Here is a 21,756-nt window from a genome sequence, read left to right on the forward strand (position 1 = left end):
GTTCAGGCCTCCATCGCAACGGGCGAAACAGCGTCTTGGGCGTCGATAAAATGCAGGACAATCCCTTCCTCAATGCTGTAGCCCAAGGTCACGCCAAAGGTTTTCTGCCGGGCGGCTTGGCGTTGCAGCAACTGCTGACTGAGGACCGGCAGAATCTGCTGATTGAGCAGGCTGTCGATGTTGCGCGCGCCTGTGTCGGGCAGCAGGCACGCCGCAACCAGCGCCTCGTTGAGGGCAGTGTCGACCTGACAATCCAATCCGTAATGACGCTGCAAGCGCTTGGCAACGTGGGCAAGTTTGATGGCGACGATACGTTGGAGGGCATCGGCTTGAAGCGGGCGGTAAATCAGGGTTTGGAAACGAGCCAATAAGGCTGGCTGGAAGTGTTCGCGCAGGATCGGGCGCAGCAACGCGTGCAAGGTACTGTCGGATGCGTCGGGGAACTCTTGCAGGCCAGTTTGAAGTTCATCGCTGCCAAGATTGGAAGTCATGAGGATGACGGTGTTGCGAAAGTCGATTTCCCGACCTTCGCCATCGCGCATGCAGCCCCGATCAAAGACCTGGTAAAAAATATTGAGAACGTCGCGGTGTGCCTTCTCGACTTCATCGAGCAGCACCACGCTGTAGGGGCGTTGACGCACGGCTTCGGTGAGCACGCCGCCCTGACCGTAACCGACGTAGCCGGGAGGTGAGCCTTTGAGCTGGCTGACGGTATGGGCTTCCTGATATTCCGAGAGGTTAATGGTGATCAGCGATTTTTCGCCGCCGAACAGCGTGTCGGCCAGGGCCGTTTCGGTTTTGCCGACGCCGCTAGTGCCGACCAGCAAAAATACGCCCAGCGGCGCTTTTTCGTCTGTCAGGCCGGTCCTAGCTGCGCGTAGGCGCTGGGCCAAAGCCCTGAGCGCAAGGTCCTGGCCGATCACTTGCTCACCCAGTTGGTATTCCAGCTCAAGCAGGCAGGCTTGTTCGTCCTTGAGTAAGCTGCCCAGCGGTACGCCGGTCCAGTCAGCGACGACTTCGGCCACACTGCGCGCATCGACGTCGAGGGACAGCAGTGGCTGGTTGCCCTGGGCGTTGCTCAGTTGTTGTTGCAATTGCAGGCAGACGGCCCTTTGTGCGGGTTCTGCCTGACGGGCATCGCGCAATTGCTGGGTAAGCTCGAGTTCGTTGCGGTATTGCGCCTCAAGCCCGACTAGCTGGCGGTGCAACTCGGCGTGCTGCGCGTCGATGATCGCCAGGCGCTCGCTGGCGGGGCTGCCGCTCAGTTGCTGGTCTTCTTCCAGGGCCTGGCGCTCCAGCTCCAGGGCCGTCTGCTGGGCCTTAAGGCGCACCAGTGCTTGCGGCTCGCAGTCCACGCTCATGCGTGCCCGTGCACTGGCGGTGTCGAGCAGGTCGATGGCTTTGTCGGGGAGTTCGCGGCCGGTCAGGTAGCGTCGTGAAAGAGTCACCGCGGCTTGTACCGCCGCGTCCTGGATGTGCACGCCGTGATGGCTGGCGTAGCGCGCCTTGAGACCGCGCAGCATCAGGCAGGCGTTGGCGTCGTCCGGCTCGTCGACCTTGACCATCTGGAAGCGTCGTTCCAAGGCGGCATCGCGTTCAAAATACTGTTTGTATTCACCCCAAGTCGTGGCGGCGACAGTGCGCAACTCGCCACGCGCCAGGGCCGGCTTGAGCAAGTTGGCGGCGTCCGCACCACCCGCCTGGTTACCAGCGCCAATCAGAGTGTGGGCTTCATCGATAAACAGCAGCACCGGGTGCGGCGACAGTTGCACGGCCTCGATGACGTTTTTCAGGCGTTGTTCGAATTCGCCTTTGACCCCGGCGCCCGCTTGCAACAAACCCAGGTCAAGGGTGCGTAAGGCGACCTGCTTGAGGCTGTCGGGGACATTGCCCTCTACGATACGTAACGCAAGACCTTCAACCAGAGCGGTTTTGCCTACACCGGGCTCCCCCACCAGGATCGGGTTGTTCTTGCGCCGACGGCTGAGAATATCGATCACCTGACGGATCTCATCGTCACGGCCAAACACCGGGTCGATCTGTCCCGCCCGCGCCTTGGCAGTAACGTCGTGGGTGAATTTGTCCAAGATGACTTTCAGGGCATCCGGTTCATCGGTGCCGGATAAAGCCGGCAGCTCAGTGTGGTCCCGTGTCGCTTCTTGCTGCACTTGCGCACGTTCTTCGGAATGCTGGTCGAGCAACACCAATAACCGCTGTAACTGGGCATCGCTGATACTAAGCAGCGGCCAAGTGGCGTCGCACACCAGCAGGCTCGGAGTTTCCAGCAGCGCACCGAGCAAATGGGCCGAGCGCAGGATCTCGTTATTGCCATCCAGGGATGCCAGCAGCCAAGCATTCTTGATCAGTTGTTGCAGCTTGCCGCACAGCTGTGGCTTGTTTTGCACGCTGCGCGGCAGGGTGTCGAGGTGGTCGATCAGGCCGCGCCAGAGTGCATCCATATCCCATTCGTAACGACGGGCGATAAGGGTCAGGTCGCCCTCGCCTTGCTCCAGCAACTTGAGCAGCCAGTGTTCAATGGTGACCTGCGCGTGGGCACGGCTTTGGCACAAAGTTGCCGCTGCACTCAACGCCTGGGTGCAATAAGGATTGAGACGGCGAAGCAAGCGCGTGGAATGTTGGGCCATACGGTTACATCCTTGTTCGGTGATGGTGGTGTGTCATCGTTAACGCCAGCCGCGGGTTGGAAACTCGATGTGTTTGGCTGAACGCCCGCGAACGGACGCTCAACCCAGCACACCGGGAGCCAGCAGGCAAAGGCCCACCTGCTGCTCCACGCATATCAAGCGCTTTGGCGTTCATTCCATGAATCGGAGTGGATGATGTTGCCGTCCTTGTAGGTCCAGGTGACCTTCTCGTAACGCAACTCCACCTGCTCGAGGTGGTTGTGCTTCTCTTTGCTGGGGTCTTTGACGTCGTGCATTTTCGGCGCGACCTTCACGACTTTGACCTCTTCGAGTTTGGTGATGAAGTACTCGACTTCCTGCCCCGCATCGTCGATGCGGTACCACTTGAACTCGGCGCTCTTGAGGGTTTGCCCGGTGGTGACCGCCTTGTAGAGATAGGGGCTGGACGCATCGATTTCCTTGGAAAACAGAAACGGGGTGTGAACCCGCGTCCCGGTCAATTTCCCGGTGTTATTGTCGGTGGGGATGTACAGACTGTGATCCTGGGCAACCACCTCGATGCTGCCCTCGCGTTGTTGCACGTTCACCGAACCCTTGATATTTGCGCCGCCGTCGTCTTGCAGCCAGAGGTAAACGGGAATTGCCATGTGAAGCTCCTTTTTCTCGTAGATTTAAATGTCGCGGAATGCGACCGGGGGTTGCCTGTCCGGGTGTGCGACGGGAAGCACGCAGGCCCCCGCCTCAGGCACCAGACGGATATCAACGCGGCGGTTGGCTGCACGCCCCGCCTCGGTGTCGTTGCCGGCAATCGGCTGGCTGGCGCCAAAGCCCTGCACGGCAAAGCAGCTGTCGGGAATGCCGCCCATGCGCTGCATCCAGTCATGCACGGCAGCGGCGCGGGCGCGGGACAGTCGAAGATTGTTTTCGTGGTCGCCAGTGGCATCGGTATGCCCCGAGATAACGATCAGCCAGCCGGGCTGGGCCTTGATATCGACCAGCGCATTGATCAGCGTCTTGGCCGAATCCGGCTTAAGCAGGGCACTGCCGCTGGCGAACAGCGACAGGCTGTCCAGCCGCACCGGGCGGGCAGCCGGCGCCGGCGATGCGGCCGGTGGCGGTTCAACGTGAGCGGCCAGTACCGCCTGCAGCGCAGCGCGCATACGTTCGCCGCGATACAGGCCCAAGCCGAATGCCAGGGGCGCACCGTGCCGGTAGTACGCGTCCAGTCGTTGGCCGTCCTGGCGCAGCACGGTCACGGCATTTTCACGCCAAAGAAACTCGCGCTGGTTACGCTGGGTCGGTTGCGGGATAGCCGAATAACGTCGCAAGTCATCGCTGACTTGGCGTAGCAACAGGGCGTTCTGCCACGCCGAACTGGCGAGTGCGACAACAGCCGCCACGGCGAACAACCACAGCGCAATAACGCTTGCACATTGCACCGGGGAACGCAGCGGGCCGAGCGGCAGCAGGTTGAGTAAAGGGTCCGGGAACGGCAACACCGCATCCGTCACGGTCTCTCTGTGATCCGCCAGCGCCACTTTGCTGCGTAACCATTGCTGCCACAGGTTCCCCTTCACGGCATGCGGCAATGCCGGCACCCACGTGACTGCGCAGGTCGCCGCCAAGCCAGAAGCGTTGCGACTGACAAGGTGCGGCAGTACCGCGTCATGAAGCCAGGCTACGGTGCTGTTCAACTGAACACTTGCGTGCATCCGGGCAGCCTGCCTGGGCGAGTCAGCGGGTTGCTGTTGCCAGTCATCCAGGCTGACGCAAGCACCCGCATCACACACACGGACCTCGGCCTGCCCGTTGCCCCAACAGAACCAAGGCGCCTCGTCCCGCAAGGTTTGCAGGTAGCTCACCAACAACAGCGGCAGCGCAACGCCGCGCTTGCGGGCCAAGGCCATCTGATGACTGAAGGCGCGCACCTGACCGGCGAGTACGGCCCCATCACTTTGCGCACCCGGGCTGACGCTGAACATCACGCCCAGTTGCCCGGCCCAGCCCGGACGCACGGCCAGAACCTGATCAGTGACAACCAGCAGTTGCTCCAGGCTCGGTACGCGCACGTAGCACCCTTGCTCAGTCACGCGCAGGGCCAACTGCTCGGCGGCAACCCTGCCGAACAGCCCATCCAGGCCATCACCGCAGACCAGCACCACCGGATGACAAAACCCCGCAGCGGGCAGCACATTGCCCTCGGCCAACCTCAGCGACCCACGCTGCCGCTCGGCGCGCAGACGCAGTGATACCCAGGCCCACGCCACACAGCACACCGCGATCAACCCGCCGAGTACACGCACCCACAGCGCGAGCGGAATGATGAGCAGCAACGCGAGCACGAGGACACCCGCCCACAGGTAAAGGATGCGATGCAGATTGAAGGTCATCTGGCACTCACCCCTGATCAGGCAAAAGCGAGGCAATCGCATCGTTCAACAGATGATCCAATCCCCACCACGTCGCAACGAGCAACAGAACCACTGTCAGCAGATGAATCAAAGGTGAACGCAGCCAACCAAAGCCCGCGCTCAGTTCGCCACCGCCCACCTGCGTCGGCACGCGCTGACTGACCTTGAACGGCGCCACCTGTGCGTCGAGAGCCACCAGCAATTGCTCGCGTTCGGGGTCGCTCAAATCACGATAGCGCCCGCGAAAACCCAACATCAATACGCGCTGAAATACCGTCAGCACATGCCGGTCAGGCGCGGGTTCGCTCAATACGTCACGCATGGCCTCGTACAGGAACTCACCGGCCTGATGGCGATTGAAAAACTTGGCCTGCAACGGTGCGCTGGCCCAATCGGCACGGGCATCGACTTCGGAGCAGGTCAGCACGGCTTCGTCGAGCAGCGCGCATTGAGCATGACTGATGTGGTCGATACTGCGCTGACTCAGGCCCGCCCGCTCAAGGCGCTGCCGAGTCTGCTCAACCTGCTCGACACAAAGTTCGCCCAGCTCCCGGCCAGGTAGCACCGAGGCGCCCTGACGCAACTCGACCACCAACAGGTAGGTGTCCTGTAACAGCGCGTCAATATCCACCGCCGCTGCAGTTTGTGCGTTGGAAGGCGTCGGTTTCATGAGCGCAGCACCGCAAACAGTTCCAGCTTGACGTCGACCAAGCTGCTTGGAACGTAGAAAGCGCAGACCCCTTCGTCCAGCACCGCCTGCCCCTTGGAATGACCCAGATCCAGCGCGAAGTATTGATTTTCCAGACGCAACGGAATCGCCGCCGGCACATGGCTGAGGGACTGCAACGGCACCCCGTCGAGCGCCGCGTTGATCAAATAATCGACATCATCCGGCGTACCGATCTTGCACAGGCGCGGGAACTGATCCTGCACCTGCGCCGCCGGCAGCCGGCTGCGCACCGACAGATAGAAATCGGCCCCCTCACGCTCGCGCAAGCGCGGGTCATTCAGCGTGACCTGCCAACGGTTGGCCCCCTGCACTTCCAGCACCAGAGCAATGACCCGCGACGGTAGACTGGCCTCCAACAACAAGGAGAGGGAGTGCATCAGCGGCGGGAACACCGCTTCCAACGCCGTGTGCCGGTATGCGGGGATCTTGTCGACATCGTGTTCCAGCGAAAACGTGAGCAGGCTGCCGGCCAGCTTGATCAACTGCTGGTAGACCTGCTCAGGATGGCGTGCGGGGAACTCCAAAAGATCGGCCAATACCGGCTGATAGGTATTCAAGGCATTGAGCAGCCAGAACAGCGACACGTCGGCAACGGCAAAGTCGGCCATGCGCTGATTGCTTTCCCGCCGCATCCCCATGAGCCTTTGCCGCTTGGCGGACAACTGCGTCAACAGGTTGTCCAACTGGTTCAGCAGCCCCGGGTGCGCGGCGAAACTCAGCAACGGCGGCACATAGGCCGGGTCGAGGCTCCAGGCCCCCTGCCCGTCGCGCACCAGGCGTGCGACCGGGCACGTCATGTAATCCGCATTGTCGTCGCGCTGCAGACGCAGGCTCAGCGCATGCTCCAGCACGCCAATCGACTGCACCTCATCGGCGTAAATGTCTTGTACTTCGCGCCAAGACTGGCGATAGCGCATCGGTCGATCGTCCCGGCCGCCCTCGAACAGGCAGTTGTTGCCATTGGCCTGCTCCAGCGGCAAGGCCACGTGCAATAACACGGCCTGATCGTCGTCAGCCAGCAACTGTGCCAGCTCCAAGGCGGCAGGCAGGCGGTCCACCTGCTCAGTGTCGATCCAGGTGCCATCAGGCATGCGCACACGCAGTTGAGTCGCCTTGAGCTTTCCCAGCCGCAATGCGTCGAGGTCGAACCCCACCGCCTGGACACCCCAAGGGTGTGCCAGAGCCAGGTGCGCGAGCTGTTCGTTGGTCCAAGCCTCCCAGCGTGCCTGTTGCTGGAATTGCTGCGGCGACAGCAACGCCCCGGCGGCCCACAGAGGGCGATCGATATTCATGGCATCGTTTCCCTGCGACTGAATCAGGCTTTGGCCTTGGGCATCTGCGAAACCAGCGACAAGTTCACGTCCATACCCTCGACCTGAAAGTGCGGCACGGCATACAACTTGACGCGGAAGAAACCGGGGTTGTCCTCGATGTCTTCCACCGTGACCTTCGCATCCCGCAGCGGGTGTGAGGCCTGCAAGTCATCGCCCGGATCAGTCATCTCGGTGACCAGCCCGCCGATCCACTTGTTCAGTTCCAGTTCCAGCAAACGCCGGTCCTTGGTGGTGCCAATGTTTTCGCGCTGGATCAGCTTCAGATAATGAGCAATGCGTGAGAGCAGAAAAATGTAAGGCAGGCGTGCGTTGATTCGACTGTTCGCCGTGGCATCGGCCGTGTCGTACAGCGCCGGCTTTTGCGCGGAGTTGGCCGAGAAGAAACACGCATAGTCGCGGTTCTTGTAGTACGAAAGCGGAATGAACCCGAGGTTGGCGAACTCGAATTCACGGGTTTCCGGAATCATCACTTCGGAAGGGATCTTGACCTGATTGCCGGTGCCCAGGTCGTACAAATGGATCGGCAGTTCAGTGACCGCACCACCCGATTGCGGCCCACGAATCTGCACGCACCAACCGTTGGTGATGAAGCTCTTGACCATGTTCGCGGCAAAGGCAAACGATGCGTTGGTCCACAGGTACTTGTTGTGATCCGGCCCTTTGACACTCTCGATGTAATTGAAACTGCGCACCGGAACAGTGTCGGGCCCATAGGGCAAGCGCCCCAGGACACGTGGCATCGTCAGGCCGATGTAACGCGCATCATCACTGTCACGAAATGACTTCCACTTGATGTATTCGGCACGATCAAAGTAGTTGCCGATGTCTTTGATCGCGGCCACCTCCTCCATGGTCTCTTTGCCGAAAAAGGCTGGGCCGACGGCCCCCACGAACGGCATGTGGGCGGCGGCGGCGACTTTGGAAATATTGCGCAGCAGCGCGATGTCCTGAGGCCTACGATCGAATTCGTAGTTTGAGATAGCCGCCGCAATCGGCTCGCCACCCGGGGTGTCGTACTCCTGCGTGTAGGTATGCAGGTACAAGCCACTCTGGGCAATTTCTGGCGCATCCTCGAAGTCTTGTACCAAGTGGTCCTTGCTGACATCCAATAGTTCTATGCGAACGTTCTGGCGGAAATCCGTCTGATCAATCAGCGACTTCACACCGCGCCAGGTTGATTCGACGCGCTGGAAGTCCGGATGGTGCATGACCGCATCGAGCTGACGGCCAATCTGCCTGTCCAGCGAAGCGATATGTTCATCCAGCAGGACTTTATCCAAACGCTCGATTTTTTGCGGCGTTTGCTTAAGCAAGTTTAAAAACACACTAACCGCCGCCGTCACCCGCTCATCGGCGGACACCTCCGACAGCGCGTCCGAGTTTTGAAAGATATCAATGCCTGCCAACTCAGAAACAGGACTTAAATTGATTTTATTAAACAGCGCAGCATAAACACCACAGGACTCTTCAGACAACACTGTGGCGCCGCGCGATTGCACGTTGGAATTTTCTAAAGACATGATTTAACTTCCCTTTAAACTACCGCAATGAATTAACGTTCTTCTTCAGGCGCCAAGGCCGCCAACTCAGCGCGCAGTTCGTCACTGAGCGCATCATCCTTGAGGATGCGTTCCAATTCATGGCGGAAGGTCACGTTATCCAGCAGATTCGATTTGAGATCACGCAACAGGTTGCGCATCGCCAATAAGGCACGCAATTGTGGAATCTGCCGCGCCACCTGTTCGGGCTCGAAGTCCTTCATGCGCCGGAAACTCAGTTCGACAGCGGTGTCGGACTCATCGTCGTCCAAGGTGTTGTTGACGGCGAGCTTCAGACCCGGCGAGAACTCGCCCAGGACGCTGTCAAAGTTGTTTTTATTGATATCTACCTTGCTGCGCTCGGAGAGCGGACGCTGCTCCTTGCCGTTACTGTAGTCACCCATCACCATCAGTTTCAAAGGCAACTCAACCTTTTTCTGCGCACCGCCGGTATGCAGGTCGAGCTTGATATTAACCCTGGCTTTTGGCACTTCATTTTGAAAGCTGCTTAGCGTCATCGCTTCATTCCGTGAGTTTTCCAACAGCGCTGATCAGCCATTAGAGAAAAGTAAGACGGGAACTTAATGAAGTTAAATCCCCACTCTGGAACACCAATGAGCTACATGGCACATGGCATCCCCTTGCTCACTAGAATGAAGTATCACTGCGAGAATTTACCACCCCCCGAATCACGGACAGGAACTTTCCATTGCGCATCGGAGATATTTCCCACAAACCACGCAGACTATCTTTATTGCTAAGAATATTTAAGATTTAAACCTCAAACCGGGATTTAACCGTCAGATATTTCTTAACACCATAGGCACACAATAAAAGAACAGTAGACATATGGGGTTTTATATAAATCCATTTCGATTTTTTCCTATGCCCCCAGTACTAAAACTTATAAGCAAACCAACGCTCAGGGACCAGGAGATGCCCCCCCCGCCGCGGTTTTACATCATAAACATTGAACCCCTGTAAAAAACGCCTAAACCTCCCGCGCCTTCACCTTCAAATGCCGCGCATACCACGGCCGCTTCGGCACCCACTTGAACAAGCCTTGCGGCGCGTCGTCTTGCGCAGCAAACGTAATTTCATGGTCTCTAGGTCCATCCCCATCTACCGCCCCTCTGCAAGCCCGGCGTGGTGCTGCAGCCAAAGGAACCACATGCGCTGCTGCGCGTAGGACAACGCCTGGCGATCCTGCGCCTCCCCCCCGGCCGGAATCGGGAACCGGGAAAAATCCATCCCTTCCTTCTGCAGCGCCTGCAGGAACAGTTGGCGTTTTTCCAGGGGCAACCCGATAAACCGGCGAGCGCGTTTCAAGGAGTCTTCAGCATTCATTTCTTGGAGTCCGGAACGTCACGCTCAACGACCTGACGCACCAGGCGCTGAGTGAGTTTCTGCTACATCACTGCGCCGAACCTGCCCCGGCGCTTGGCTGACTAGCCCAACCGCCGACTCCCCAACACGGCTGCGCCAAGCACCACCGCTCCCGCCGCCAGCGCCACCCAGAAGCCGCTGGCCGCGCCGAAGTGGTCGATCATCCAGCCGGAGCTGGCGGCGCCGATCGCCACGCCGATGCTCAGGCCGGTGATCAGCCAGGTCATGCCTTCGGTCAGGCGGCTCGGCGGCACGATCCGCTCCACCAGAGCCATGGACACGATCAGGGTTGGGGCGAAGAACAGCCCGGAGATGAAGATTGCCACGGCGAGGCCGGGGATATTGGTCACCAGCAACAACGGCAAGGTCGTCAACGCCGTGGCCACCCCGCAGCACAGGAACTGGCGAGGCAACGCTGCTTTGAGCTTGAGGGTGCCAAAGGCCAAACCGGCCAGACACGAGCCGATGGCATACACCGACAGCACAATACTTGCCGCCGCCGGTTGGCCCTGGTGCTGGGCGAAAGCGACGCTGACTACGTCCACCACACCGACAATCACCCCCATGGCCAGCAACAGGATCATCAGGATCAACACCGAAGGCGAAGCGATCAGCCAGCGGTCGTGATGATCATGGTGTTCATGCACGGGCGGCTCGCTCTGGCGTTGCATCACGAACGCAGTGACGCCGACCGCCAACAGCAACGCCGCCACCAAAGGCCCGGCCTCCGGAAACAGCACCACGCTCAACCCCACCGAAATCGGCGGGCCGATGATAAAGCACACCTCGTCGAGCACCGACTCCAGGGCAAACGCGGTCTGCAGCTTGGGCTGGCCCCGGTACAACTCGGTCCAGCGTGCCCGCACCATCGCCGACATGTTGGGCATGCAACCGGCCAGCGCGGCGAACACAAACAACACCCAGTTCGGCGCCTGCAAACGGGTACTCAGCAACAGCAACAACAACGCCCCACCACCGAGCAGCGCAGCGATCGGCAACACCCGCCCCTGGCCGTAGCGGTCGACCAGCCGTGACACCTGCGGCGCGCAAAATGCCGTGGCCAGGGCGAACACCGCCGCCACCGAGCCAGCCAGGCCGTAGCCGCCATGCACCTGCGAGAGCATGGTAATCAGGCCGATACCGGTCATGGAGATGGGCATGCGCGCGAGCATGCCCGCCAGTACAAAAGCCCGCGCACCAGGCGCCTGGAACAATTCGGCGTAGGGATTTGCCATGACTGAAACGCCTTCTTTCCTTGATTTGCGCAACCTTTTATCACACCAACCGGGTGATCTGTTTATGCCGCCACACCAACCGGTAATACGCGGTCTGCAAACCGAGCATCGCCAGGTACGTCAGCGGAAACGCCATCCACACCCCTTCCAGGCCGAACTGTGCATCGAGCAGGTAAGCCACCGGCAATTCCACGCCGAGCACACAGAAGATCGAAATCGCCACCGGCATCAGCACGACGCCGCTGGCGCGCATGATCCCGCCTATCACGGCCTGGAAGCCGAACACCAGAACGCTCCACAGCATGATATGCAGCAGGTGTTCGGCCTTGATCCGCGCAGCGTCGTCGGTGATGAACAGGCCGAGTAACCAGTGCGACAGCAGGTAGCCGAGCAGGATCAGGCCTCCGGTCAGGCAGGTATTGATCAGCAGCCCGGTGCGCAGGATCGGCCCGATACGTTCCAGGCGCCCGGCACCAATCGCCTGCGCACCGAGGATCGACGCAGTAATAGCAATCGACAGCGCCGGAAACTGCACATAGTTGACGATCTGCGTCACCGCGCCATAGGCCGCCGTGGCCTGGGAACCGTGGCTGTTGACCAGGGCCAGGATGACCAGCTCCGACAGCGACAGCACCACCATCTGTAGTCCGGTAGGCAGTCCAATGCGCAAGACTTTGCCAAGAATCACGCGGTCCAACCGCAAGGCCGCGAGCAATTCGCGGTCCGGCGCCATCACATGGTTTTTATGCCGCAGGCGCAGGATCAGATACAGCATGGCCGCTGCGTTCCCCACCAGGCCGGCATACACCGCACTCTGGATACCCATGGGCGGCAGGCCGATCCAGCCGCGGATCAGCGCCGGCGTCAGCAGCAGGCCGACGAACGTCGAGACCATCAACGCCAGCAACGGCGAAACCGTGTCACTGACACCGCGCAGCAACTGGGTGTAGAGGATAAACACCAGCAGCAGCGGCATGATCAGCATCATCACCTGGGCATAGCCTACCGCGTCGTCCAGCACGTCCCCCGGCGTGCCCAGGGCCTGGAGCGCCGGACGCGCAAACAGACTGCCGAGCACCGCCGCAACCAGGCCCACCAGCGCGCCCAGGGTCAGGGTGGCGCCGGTGATCGCCTTGACCATAGAGGTTTCCTTGGCCCCCCAGGCCTGACCGATCAACACCGAGGCCCCCGCCCCCAGGCCGATCACCAGAGCGATAAAGAAAAACACGATGGGGAACATCCCCGACACCGCCGCCAGCGCCTGGGTACCGAGCATTTGCCCGATATAGATGCCATTGAGCGTGCCGGAAAAGCCCTGCAGAAAGTTGGACAGCACCATCGGTGCAAGGAAGATCAGGTAGATCTGCCACAGCGGGCGTTGTTGGGTGACTTCCATGGTAATTCGGGTCCCTGGATGATAATCAGGCAGTAAAAGCGTTGCGCGACAGCCAGGCCAGGTACGTCTGCACGTCCACCGGCCAGAGCGAGATCTTATTCGAAAAGTCTGCGGCGTCCTGGGCAAACAGCGCCCGCGAGGCTTCTTCGAACCCCGGCAGGTCACCGCCGATGGCGCTCATGAAACGATAGCTGGCCTCCTTGGCCTGGCGCATTTGATCACGGCAGGCATGGGCATTGCGCGCTTCATCCACCAACCGCCGCAACGCGGCCGACGCACCGCCACGCTGCTGACCCAACCACTCCCAGTGGCGCGGTAGCAAAGTGACTTCGCGGGCGACCACGCCCAGCTTGGGGCGCCCGACCGCAGGGGCTGCGGGCGGCTCATCCTGCGCCTCTGTGGGCGCGGGTAGCGCGGGTGCATAACCTACGGGCCAAGGGTAATCGACCTGGGTGCCGCTGGCATCGTCGAATACCAGAAAGCTGCCGGAGGGCAGGTCAAGGTCCGCCAACGCCTGGGCAACGTGGGCATAGGGACCGTCCACCACACGTTGGTGGTGAACGAAAGCGGTGCAACGAGGGGGGGTTTGCGAATCCATGCTTTTATACCCGGGTAGTATTTGTTTTACCCGGTTTATATTAGCCAGAAATGTTCAGACTGCAAGCCTATTGTGCAGAAACCACCCACTGGTCATCCGGCGGCGCCAGGTCCGATCCCGGATCAAGCCTCCATCTGCGCCAGCGCAGCGTCCTGACCGACGATACGGCTGCCCAGCAGGGAAAGGTCAAGCGCATGCCCTACCCCACGGTTTTTTCGTGACCGCCATGGGGCAGTTGCCCCACAGGGCATTCGGCGACGCCCACGGTGCTGCGGGTGATGTTCTCGACGTTCGCCTGGGCCTTTTGCGCATCCAGCACCCAGGTGCGATAGAACTCGAACGGGCAGTCGGCCACGCCCTTGTCGCCATCGCCCGAGGCATGTACGCCGCTGTAGCCACGGTGCAGCAGCTTGAACAGATGGTTCTGCGACTGGTCGTTGGCGCGCGCATCGCGGATCTGTGACACCGACAATTGAGCGTACTGAATGCCCATCTCCTCTTCACCGCACTCGCCGAGCGTGCGCCCGTCAAAACCAATGATCGCCGAATGACCGAAGTACGAATACACGCCATCGAACCCAGCGGCGTTGGCCACCGCCACGTAGCAATTATTGGCCCAGGCCATGCTCTTGGACATCTGCACCTGCTGCTCCTTGGCCGGGTACATATAGCCCTGGCAGCGCACGATCAACTCGGCGCCCTTCATCGCACAGTCGCGCCAGATCTCCGGATAGTTGCCGTCATCGCAGATGATCAGGCTGATCTGCATACCTTTGGGCCCATCGCAGACGTAGGTGCGATCGCCCGGATACCAGCCCTCGATGGGGCACCAGGGAATGCATTTGCGATAACGCTGCACAATCTCGCCAAGGTTATTGATCAGCACCAGGGTGTTATAGGGCACCTTGTGCGGATGTTCTTCATGGCGCTCCCCGGTCAGCGAAAACACGCCCCAGGTATTAGCCTGGCGACAGGCGGCCGAGAAGATCGCGGTTTCTTCACCGGGAATGCTCGCGGCGGTCGCCATCATCTCGTCGTGGTCGTACATGATGCCCATGGTGCTGTATTCCGGGAACACCACCAGGTCCATGCCCGGCAGGCCCTGCTTCATGCCGAGGATAATCTCGGCAATCTTCTTCGCGTTCTCGATGACCTCGGCCTTGCTGTGCAGGCGCGGCATCTTGTAGTTCACCACCGCGACACCGACGGTGTCCGGGCTGCTGGAAATATCGCCATGACGCATTGCAACGCTCCTGGTCTAGTGACTGATCATCCACGGCCGTGGCCCGGTTTTGGTCTTGAGGCCCAGCGGGTTGGCCTTGCTCGGTTCAACCTTTTTACTGGCGCCGCAGCAGCCGCAGCCGGCTGGATGTCGGCGGTTTTCCTGGTACTCGCCGAGCGTTTGCGGCGCGTGGGCGCTGCGCTCGTTGCCGGCGATGGCCTTGCGCTGGTTGGCCGACAGCGTTTGCAAGGCCGGGGCCGACACCCGCAACTGGCCCCCCGGTCCCGCGCAGTACGGGCACTGGCTGGGTTCGTTGCGCTGGGCGATCGGCCGCAACATCGTGAAGGTGCCGCACGCCTCGCAGGCGTATTCGTAGGTCGGCATGGCTACAGGTCCGGGGCGATGGGCAGGTCGACGCTGCCGTCGAGGAACCGGGTCGGGCCGTTGGCGTTGGGGTTGATATCGAACTCGAAGATTTCCGTAGGCAGCCACAAGGTTGCGCATGCATTCGGAATATCCACCACGCCGCTGATATGCCCCTGCACCGGTGCCGAGCCGAGCAACGCATAGCCCTGGGCCGGTGAGTAGCCGAACTTGGTCAGGTAGTTGATCGCATTCAGGCACGCCTGGCGGTAGGCGACGTTGACGTCCAGGTAATGCTGCTGGCCCTGTTCGTCTACCGAAATGCCCTCGAAGATCAGGTAATTCTTGTAGTTCGGGGTGATCGGGCTCGGCTTGAACACCGGGTTCTTGATCCCGTACTTGGCCATGCCGCCCTTGATCAGCTCGACCTTCATGTGCACCCAGCCGGCCATTTCGATGGCGCCGCAAAAGGTGATTTCGCCGTCGCCCTGGCTGAAGTGCAAGTCGCCCACCGACAGCCCGGCGCCGTTGACGTAGACCGGGAAGAAGATCTTCGAGCCGCGCGACAAGTCTTTGATATCGCAGTTACCGCCATGCTCACGCGGCGGCACGGTGCGCGCGCCCGTGGCGGCGGCATCGTCGCGGGCCTGGCCCTTGAGCTTGCCCATGTGCGCGGTGGCGGCCAGCGGTGCGTTGGCCAGCGGCGGTACACGGGTCGGGTTGGTGTCGATCAGTTCCTGTTCGCGGCGGTTCCAGTCGGCGAGCATCACCGGGTCCGGCAGGCAGCCGATCAGGCCAGGGTGGATCAGCCCGGCGAAGTTCACTCCCGGAATGTGCCGCGAGCTGGTGAACATACCCTTGAAATCCCAGATCGCCTTTTGCGCACTGGGGAAGTGATCGGTGAGAAAGCCACCGCCGTTCTGCCGCGAGAAGAAGCCGTTGAAGCCCCACTGGGAGTCGGCCTTGGCGCCGATGTCGAGCAAGTCCACCACCAGCAAGTCGCCAGGCTCGGCGCCGTGCACACCCACCGGGCCGGACAGGTAATGCACGGTGGACAGGTCCACATCGCGCACGTCGCTGGCGTCGTCGTTGTTCTTGATCGCGCCGGCGGTCCAGTCGTAGGTTTCGAGGATGAAGTCATCGCCCGGCTTGACCCAGCAGGCCATCGGGATGTCCGGGTGCCAACGGTTGTGGATCTGCTCGTTTTCGGTGACGGGTTGGTTGAGGTCGACTTTGATCAGCGTTTCGGTCATGGACTGGCTCCTGGACGGATGGCTTGTGGCGTTGAAACCAGTCTCGGGGAGCGGGGTAAAACGGGGAATACGTTGGATGACGTATGGCTCTGCCAGAGAGTGAAACCCAAACAAGAATGTAGGAGCTGGCTTGCCAGCGAAGGTCGTTAACGATGACGCGCGGTGCCAGGATGAACGCGGCGCCTGGACGTTTTTCGCCGGCAAGCCGGCTCCTACAAGTGGGTTCGCAGCCCTGCGTTTCTGTAGGAGCTGGCTTGCCAGCGAAGGTCGTTAACGATGACGCGCGGCGCCAGGATGAACGCGGCGCCTGGACGTTTTTTCGCCGGCAAGCCGGCTCCTACAAGTGGGTTCGCAGCCCTGCGTTTCTGTAGGAGCTGGCTTGCCAGCGAAGGTCGCTAACGATGACGCGCGGCGCCAGGATGAACGCGGTGCCTGGACGTTTTTCGCCGGCAAGCCGGCTCCTACAAGTGGGTTCGCAGCCCTGCGTTTCTGTAGGAGCTGGCTTGCCAGCGAAGGTCGTTAACGATGACGCGCGGTGCCAGGATGAACGCGGCGCCTGGACGTTTTTCGCCGGCAAGCCGGCTCCTACAATCGGTCGCGGCTAGACGGACAGGTAGCGGCTGATGGTTGCCTCGTCCACCCGATCCCGCGTCTCTTCGATCACGAAGCGGCCCTTTTCGATCACCAAAAAGCGGTCGGCGATTTCCAGGGTGAACGACAGCACCTGCTCCGAGACCACGATAGTCAGATCGCGCAGGTTGCGAATTTCCTTCAGCGTGCGTGCGATGTCCTTGATGATCGACGGCTGAATGCCCTCCGTCGGTTCATCCAGCAGCAGCACCTTGGGGTTGGTCGCCAGCGCCCGCGCAATCGCCAACTGTTGCTGTTGCCCGCCGGACAGGTTGCCGCCTTTGCGCGATTGCATGTCGTACAACACCGGAAACAGCGCGTACAAATCCTCCGGCACCTTGCCCCGCGCCGACGCCGGCAGGCCGGTCTGGATGTTTTCCAGCACCGTCATGCTCGGAAAAATCATGCGGCCCTGGGGGACGTAGGCAATCCCGCGTTCGACCCGTTCATGGGTTTCCAGCGCCGACACGTCGTGCCCGTCCACGCTGACCTGGCCTTTCCACTGCGGCAGGATGCCCATCAAGCTCTTGAACAACGTGGTCTTGCCCATGCCATTGCGGCCCATCACCGCGACGATCTCGCGCTTGGCCACGTTCAGGTCCAGGTCGTGGAGGATCTGGCTCTGCCCGTAGCCGCATGACAGCTGGTCGATCTTGAACATGCCGGACTCCTCAGTGGCCCAAATACACTTCGATGACTTTCGGATTGCTTTGCACCGACTCCATGCTGCCCTCAGCGAGCACCTTGCCCTGGTGCAGCACCGTGACTTTGTGCGCGATGCTTTTGACGAACTCCATGTCGTGCTCGATCACCAGCACCGAGCGGCCCTGGCTGATGCGCTTGAGCAGTTCCGCCGTTTGCGCGCGCTCGTTGACGCTCATACCGGCCACGGGCTCGTCGAGCATCAACAGCTCGGGGTCCTGCATCAGCAGCATGCCAATCTCCAGCCATTGCTTTTGCCCATGGGACAGCAAGTCCGCCTGTTGTTGCAGCAACTCGCCAAGGAAGATCTCCCGCGCCACCTCTTCCACCCGTGCGATCACCTGGGCATTGCGCTTGAAAAACAGCGCACCCCAGACCTTGCGACCCGCCGGATAGGACATTTCGAGGTTCTCGAACACCGTGAGGTTTTCGTAGATCGACGGGTTCTGGAACTTGCGCCCGACGCCCGCGCGCACGATGTTGTACTCGCGCATTTTGGTCAGCTCCTGGCCGTCGAACTGGATGCTGCCGCTGGTGGCGCGGGTCTTGCCGCAGATCAGGTCGAGCACTGTGGTCTTGCCGGCACCGTTGGGGCCGATGACCACGCGCACTTCGTTGCGGTCGATATACAGGTTGAGGTTGTCGACCGCCTTGAAGCCGTCGAATGACACGGTCAGGCCCTCGATGGCCAAGACCGGTTTGTTCATTTCAAAGCCGACGGCGGTCATGGTTGGGTCTCCAGGATTTTGCTTTCAGTCTTGGGCTTGACCACCGGCGCCACGGCTTTCACCGGCGGTTGACGACGCAGCAGCCGGGCCAATGCCTGCCGACCATGGCTGTCCCACAACCCGGCCAGGCCATTGGGGAAGTACATCACCACCGCGATAAACAACCCGCCCATCAAGTACAGCCACAGCTCGGGAAAGGACTCGGAAAAGTAGGTCTTGCCGTAGTTCACCAACAGCGCGCCATACACCGCGCCGAGCAGCGACATGCGCCCGCCCACGGCGGCAAAGATCACCATCTCGATCGACGGCACGATGCCGACGAACGACGGCGACATAAAGCCCACCTGCAAGGCGAACATCGCCCCGCCAATCGCCGAAAACGCCGCAGCCACGCAGAACACGAAGATCTTGAAGCTGGCCACGTCATACCCGGAAAAGCGCACGCGCTCTTCCTTGTCGCGCATGGCCATCAGCAGGCGGCCGAGTTTGGACGCGAGAATGAAGCGGCCGATAAAAATGCAGCCAAACAGCAAGCCGGCGTTGATGAAGTACAGGATCAGCTTCGCGCTGTCGGTGCGCAGGTCCCAACCGAGCAAGGTCTTGAGGTCGGTGATGCCGTTGACGCCGCCGGTCAGCCCTTGCTGGCCGACAATCAGCACTGTGAGGATCAGCGCAATCGCCTGGGTCACGATGGAGAAATACACATCGCCCACGCGCCGCTTGAACAAGGCCATGCCGATAATGAACGCGAGCAGCACCGGCACCGCAATCACCGCCACCAGGGTAAAGCTGAAACTGTGAAACGGCTGCCACAGCCAGGGCAACTCGGTGATCTGGTTCCAATCCATGAAGTCCGGGATGCCCGGCGTGGACTGGATCTTGGTGCTTTGCGGGTCGGACGCCTCCAGCTTGAGGAACATCGCCATGCAGTAGCCGCCCACCCCAAAGAACACACCCTGCCCCAGGCTGAGAATGCCGCCATAGCCCCAGCACAACACCAGCCCCACCGCGACAAACGCGTAGGTCAGGTACTTGCCGACCATGTTCAGCCGGAACGCATCCAACGTCAGGGGGAACACCACAAGAATCAGCAGCGCCAGCAGCACGATGCCGATCAGGTTTTGCTGGCCGCCCAGCAGCTTGTCTAAAGCCTTCATCTGCTCGCCTCTACTTGCGCACTTTGATGGAGAACAACCCTTGCGGGCGCAGCATCAGGATCAGAATCACCGAAGACAAGGTGAGTACCTTGGCCATCGAGCCACTGAGGAAAAACTCCGACAGCGATTGCGTCTGGGCGATCACGAACGCCGAGGCGATGGTGCCGAACAGGCTTTGCGCGCCGCCGAACACCACGACCAGAAAGGTGTCGACGATGTACTGCGAGCCCGCCGTCGGCCCGGTGGAACCGATGGTGGTGAACGCCGCACCGGCCACCCCGGCGACGCCGCAACCGAGGGCGAAGGTCATGCGGTCGACCTTGCGCGTATTGATCCCGACCGCGCGGCTCATCAGGCGGTTCTGCACCGTGGCGCGCACCTGCAGGCCCCAACGCGAGCGGTACAGCATCAGAAAGATCGCCGCCGTCAGCAGCACGGTCAGCGCCATCATGAACAGGCCGTTGCGCGGGATTTCAATCGCATCGGTGAAGTTCACCGAGCCCATCAACCAGGCCGGTGGCTCGGCGCTGACTTCGCGGGCGCCGAACACCGAACGGAAGGTTTGCTGCATGACCAAAGACAGGCCCCAGGTCGCCAGCAACGTGTCCAGCGGCCGCTTGTACAAGCGACTGATCATCGCCCACTCGACCAACCAGCCGACGGCGCCGGCAACGAGGAACGACAAGGCGATGGCGAAGAAGAAGTAATAGGGTTGAAAGCTCGGCGCAAAGTGCGCGGTGAGGCTGGAACACACATAAGTGGTGTAGGCGCCGATGGTCAGGAATTCTCCGTGGGCCATGTTGATCACGCCCATCTGGCCGAAGATGATTGCCAGTCCCAACGCCATCAGCAACAGCACGCAGAACACGGACAAGCCGTTGAACCCCTGCATCGCCGCGATGGCTCCAAATTCCGATAGCCATTCCATGATGATGGTCTCCTGAGAGCGGGAGGTGATAGTTGGAATGCGATGTGCTTTTGCTCTATGTGGGAGGGGGCTTGCCCCCGATAGCGGTGGTTCAGTTATAGAAATGTCGACTGACACTCCGCCATCGGGGGCAAGTCGAATCGTCGCACCGCCCCTCCCACATTTAGATCTCTTTATGCCTGAGGGTTATTGGTAACCCTTTGGAAACGGATTCGGTTCGATCAGATCCGACTCGTAGATCACCTTGAACTGGCCGTTGGGCTGCACTTCACCGATGCGCGACTTGCTCCACAGGTGGTGGTTCTCGTGAATCTTCACGTAGCCTTCCGGCGCGGTTTTCAGCTCGATGCCCGGGGAGGCGGCGACGACTTTATCCACGTCGAAACTGCCAGCCTTCTCCACCGCCGCTTTCCACAGCCACGGGCCGAGGTAGGCCGCCTGGGTCACGTCGCCGATCACTGCGTCCTTGCCGTACTTGGCCTTGAAGGCTTCGACGAAGGCTTTGTTGTTCGGGTTGTCCAGGCTCTGGAAGTACTTCATCGAGGCATAGAAGCCGGCCATGTTTTCGCCGCCGATGCCGAGCAACTCGTCTTCGGTGACCGACAGGGTCAGCAGGGTTTGCTTGGACGCGTTCACGCCCGCCGCGTTGAGTTGTTTGTAGAACGCCACGTTAGAACCGCCCACCACCGCGGCGAACACCACGTCAGGCTTTTTCAGCTTGACCTTGTTGATCAGCGAGCCGAACTGGGTGTTGCCCAGTGGGTAGTAGTCTTCGCCGACCACGGTGCCGTGCAGTACGTTTTCAATGTGCTTGCGCGCGATCTTCATCGACGTGCGCGGCCAGATGTAATCGGAGCCGACCAGGTAGAAGGTCTTGGCGCCTTTGGTCTTGGCGATCCAGTCCAGGCTGGCGAGGATCTGCTGGGTGGCTTCCTGCCCGGTGTAGATCACGTTTTTCGACTGTTCCAGGCCTTCGTAGAAGGTCGGGTAGTAGAGCAGGCCGTTTTCTTTCTCGAAGATCGGCAGCACGGCTTTACGCGAGGCCGAGGTCCAGCACCCGAACACGGCGGCGACTTTGTCGTTGACCAGCAGCTTCTTGGCCTTTTCGGCGAAGGTTGGCCAGTCAGAGGCGCCGTCCTCCTGGATCACTTTGATCTGGCGTCCCAGAATCCCGCCCGAAGCGTTGATTTGCTCGATAGCCAGGCGTTCGGCCTGGATCGAGCCGGTCTCGGAAATCGCCATGGTGCCGGTGGCCGAGTGCAACTGGCCGACGGTGACTTCGGTGGGCGTCACGGCCAAGCCTTCGTTATCGGCCAGCACGCCCTGGCTGAACAGGCTGGCCGCCAGCAGCGACAGAGCCAACAGCGGTGTGGAGCGGATCAATCGTGGTTCCATGGGGCGACTCCTGTGCAATGAGGGCTCCAGCATGGCGGCGGCAGGCCAGCGCGGGTATACGCAGCCTGACGTAACGCAGTACGTCATTTGACGTATGCCGTTGCG

18 protein-coding genes and 1 pseudogene are annotated in these 21,756 nt (G+C 60.7%); all 19 read right to left on the reverse strand.

The genetic code is table 11. The features are described from left to right. Positions 1–2: 2 nt before the first annotated feature. The 19 genes and pseudogenes from tssH to urtA all read right to left on the reverse strand — a co-directional run bounded on the left by tssH (position 3) and on the right by urtA (position 21,651). Positions 3–2,645, reverse strand: coding sequence for a type VI secretion system ATPase TssH (tssH, locus tag U5A08_RS16740; protein ID WP_321847526.1), 2,643 nt, complete (start codon positions 2,643–2,645; stop codon positions 3–5). 155 nt (positions 2,646–2,800) lie between these two features. Then, positions 2,801–3,292 carry an Hcp family type VI secretion system effector gene (locus U5A08_RS16745; protein WP_253396507.1) on the reverse strand — a complete coding sequence of 164 codons (492 nt, stop codon included), beginning with the start codon at positions 3,290–3,292 and terminating at the stop codon, positions 2,801–2,803. Positions 3,293–3,316: 24 nt separating this feature from the next. Next, positions 3,317–5,035 (reverse strand): OmpA family protein, encoded by a 1,719-nt coding sequence (locus U5A08_RS16750; protein WP_321847530.1) that lies wholly within the window; start codon positions 5,033–5,035, stop codon positions 3,317–3,319. 7 nt (positions 5,036–5,042) lie between these two features. After that, positions 5,043–5,726 (reverse strand): type VI secretion system protein TssL, short form, encoded by a 684-nt coding sequence (tssL, locus tag U5A08_RS16755; RefSeq protein ID WP_321847532.1) that lies wholly within the window; start codon positions 5,724–5,726, stop codon positions 5,043–5,045. Further along, positions 5,723–7,078 carry a type VI secretion system baseplate subunit TssK gene (gene tssK / locus U5A08_RS16760; protein ID WP_321847533.1) on the reverse strand — a complete coding sequence of 452 codons (1,356 nt, stop codon included), beginning with the start codon at positions 7,076–7,078 and terminating at the stop codon, positions 5,723–5,725. The genes tssL and tssK overlap by 4 nt, the downstream gene beginning before the upstream one ends. 23 nt (positions 7,079–7,101) lie before the next feature. Then, on the reverse strand, positions 7,102–8,640 hold the full coding sequence (gene tssC, locus U5A08_RS16765) for a type VI secretion system contractile sheath large subunit (RefSeq protein ID WP_321847534.1): 1,539 nt from the start codon (positions 8,638–8,640) through the stop codon (positions 7,102–7,104). A gap of 32 nt (positions 8,641–8,672) precedes the next feature. Continuing rightward, positions 8,673–9,176 (reverse strand): type VI secretion system contractile sheath small subunit, encoded by a 504-nt coding sequence (gene tssB / locus U5A08_RS16770; RefSeq protein ID WP_253396511.1) that lies wholly within the window; start codon positions 9,174–9,176, stop codon positions 8,673–8,675. A 640-nt stretch (positions 9,177–9,816) separates the two neighbouring features. Next, positions 9,817–10,005, reverse strand: a pseudogene (locus tag U5A08_RS29940) (hypothetical protein); the annotation flags it as partial. Positions 10,006–10,106: 101 nt separating this feature from the next. Further along, positions 10,107–11,279: an MFS transporter gene (locus U5A08_RS16780; protein ID WP_253396512.1), complete on the reverse strand. Its 1,173-nt coding sequence runs from the start codon at positions 11,277–11,279 to the stop codon at positions 10,107–10,109. Between the two features lie 40 nt (positions 11,280–11,319). After that, complete coding sequence (locus tag U5A08_RS16785; protein WP_253396513.1) at positions 11,320–12,675, reverse strand: MATE family efflux transporter; 1,356 nt, start codon at positions 12,673–12,675, stop codon at positions 11,320–11,322. A gap of 25 nt (positions 12,676–12,700) precedes the next feature. Beyond that, positions 12,701–13,273, reverse strand: coding sequence for a DUF2239 family protein (locus tag U5A08_RS16790; RefSeq protein ID WP_253396514.1), 573 nt, complete (start codon positions 13,271–13,273; stop codon positions 12,701–12,703). Between the two features lie 199 nt (positions 13,274–13,472). After that, positions 13,473–14,516, reverse strand: coding sequence for an aliphatic amidase (locus tag U5A08_RS16795; RefSeq protein WP_253396516.1), 1,044 nt, complete (start codon positions 14,514–14,516; stop codon positions 13,473–13,475). 15 nt (positions 14,517–14,531) lie between these two features. After that, positions 14,532–14,879: an FmdB family zinc ribbon protein gene (locus U5A08_RS16800; RefSeq protein ID WP_253396519.1), complete on the reverse strand. Its 348-nt coding sequence runs from the start codon at positions 14,877–14,879 to the stop codon at positions 14,532–14,534. Between the two features lie 2 nt (positions 14,880–14,881). After that, positions 14,882–16,111, reverse strand: coding sequence for a formamidase (fmdA, locus tag U5A08_RS16805; RefSeq protein WP_253396521.1), 1,230 nt, complete (start codon positions 16,109–16,111; stop codon positions 14,882–14,884). Between the two features lie 601 nt (positions 16,112–16,712). Further along, on the reverse strand, positions 16,713–17,402 hold the full coding sequence (gene urtE, locus U5A08_RS16810; protein ID WP_046383753.1) for an urea ABC transporter ATP-binding subunit UrtE: 690 nt from the start codon (positions 17,400–17,402) through the stop codon (positions 16,713–16,715). A 10-nt stretch (positions 17,403–17,412) separates the two neighbouring features. Then, complete coding sequence (gene urtD, locus U5A08_RS16815) at positions 17,413–18,171, reverse strand: urea ABC transporter ATP-binding protein UrtD (protein WP_247399797.1); 759 nt, start codon at positions 18,169–18,171, stop codon at positions 17,413–17,415. Beyond that, the gene (urtC, locus tag U5A08_RS16820) at positions 18,168–19,328 is read right to left on the reverse strand and encodes an urea ABC transporter permease subunit UrtC (protein WP_321847544.1); all 1,161 of its coding nucleotides are present in this window, start codon (positions 19,326–19,328) and stop codon (positions 18,168–18,170) included. The genes urtD and urtC overlap by 4 nt, the downstream gene beginning before the upstream one ends. A 10-nt stretch (positions 19,329–19,338) precedes the next feature. Then, positions 19,339–20,256: an urea ABC transporter permease subunit UrtB gene (gene urtB, locus U5A08_RS16825; RefSeq protein ID WP_010564283.1), complete on the reverse strand. Its 918-nt coding sequence runs from the start codon at positions 20,254–20,256 to the stop codon at positions 19,339–19,341. Positions 20,257–20,442: 186 nt separating this feature from the next. Beyond that, the gene (gene urtA, locus U5A08_RS16830; RefSeq protein ID WP_253396523.1) at positions 20,443–21,651 is read right to left on the reverse strand and encodes an urea ABC transporter substrate-binding protein; all 1,209 of its coding nucleotides are present in this window, start codon (positions 21,649–21,651) and stop codon (positions 20,443–20,445) included. Positions 21,652–21,756 lie beyond the last annotated feature (105 nt).

The organism is Pseudomonas paraveronii (genome assembly GCF_963681955.1).
Classification (GTDB): Bacteria; Pseudomonadota; Gammaproteobacteria; order Pseudomonadales; family Pseudomonadaceae; genus Aquipseudomonas; species Aquipseudomonas paraveronii.

What these genes read in the sequence shown, in the direction of transcription:
- U5A08_RS16800 (WP_253396519.1), bottom strand. Translation starts at nt 14,879, where the DNA reads ATGCCGACCTACGAATACGCCTGCGAGGCGTGCGGCACCTTCACGATG.
- U5A08_RS16750 (WP_321847530.1), bottom strand. Translation starts at nt 5,035, where the DNA reads ATGACCTTCAATCTGCATCGCATCCTTTACCTGTGGGCGGGTGTCCTC.
- U5A08_RS16785 (WP_253396513.1), bottom strand. Translation starts at nt 12,675, where the DNA reads ATGGAAGTCACCCAACAACGCCCGCTGTGGCAGATCTACCTGATCTTC.
- fmdA (WP_253396521.1), bottom strand. Translation starts at nt 16,111, where the DNA reads ATGACCGAAACGCTGATCAAAGTCGACCTCAACCAACCCGTCACCGAA.
- urtD (WP_247399797.1), bottom strand. Translation starts at nt 18,171, where the DNA reads ATGACCGCCGTCGGCTTTGAAATGAACAAACCGGTCTTGGCCATCGAG.
- tssH (WP_321847526.1), bottom strand. Translation starts at nt 2,645, where the DNA reads ATGGCCCAACATTCCACGCGCTTGCTTCGCCGTCTCAATCCTTATTGC.
- tssK (WP_321847533.1), bottom strand. Translation starts at nt 7,078, where the DNA reads ATGAATATCGATCGCCCTCTGTGGGCCGCCGGGGCGTTGCTGTCGCCG.
- U5A08_RS16780 (WP_253396512.1), bottom strand. Translation starts at nt 11,279, where the DNA reads ATGGCAAATCCCTACGCCGAATTGTTCCAGGCGCCTGGTGCGCGGGCT.
- urtC (WP_321847544.1), bottom strand. Translation starts at nt 19,328, where the DNA reads ATGAAGGCTTTAGACAAGCTGCTGGGCGGCCAGCAAAACCTGATCGGC.
- U5A08_RS16745 (WP_253396507.1), bottom strand. Translation starts at nt 3,292, where the DNA reads ATGGCAATTCCCGTTTACCTCTGGCTGCAAGACGACGGCGGCGCAAAT.
- tssB (WP_253396511.1), bottom strand. Translation starts at nt 9,176, where the DNA reads ATGACGCTAAGCAGCTTTCAAAATGAAGTGCCAAAAGCCAGGGTTAAT.
- U5A08_RS16790 (WP_253396514.1), bottom strand. Translation starts at nt 13,273, where the DNA reads ATGGATTCGCAAACCCCCCCTCGTTGCACCGCTTTCGTTCACCACCAA.
- tssL (WP_321847532.1), bottom strand. Translation starts at nt 5,726, where the DNA reads ATGAAACCGACGCCTTCCAACGCACAAACTGCAGCGGCGGTGGATATT.
- urtA (WP_253396523.1), bottom strand. Translation starts at nt 21,651, where the DNA reads ATGGAACCACGATTGATCCGCTCCACACCGCTGTTGGCTCTGTCGCTG.
- urtB (WP_010564283.1), bottom strand. Translation starts at nt 20,256, where the DNA reads ATGGAATGGCTATCGGAATTTGGAGCCATCGCGGCGATGCAGGGGTTC.
- U5A08_RS16795 (WP_253396516.1), bottom strand. Translation starts at nt 14,516, where the DNA reads ATGCGTCATGGCGATATTTCCAGCAGCCCGGACACCGTCGGTGTCGCG.
- tssC (WP_321847534.1), bottom strand. Translation starts at nt 8,640, where the DNA reads ATGTCTTTAGAAAATTCCAACGTGCAATCGCGCGGCGCCACAGTGTTG.
- urtE (WP_046383753.1), bottom strand. Translation starts at nt 17,402, where the DNA reads ATGTTCAAGATCGACCAGCTGTCATGCGGCTACGGGCAGAGCCAGATC.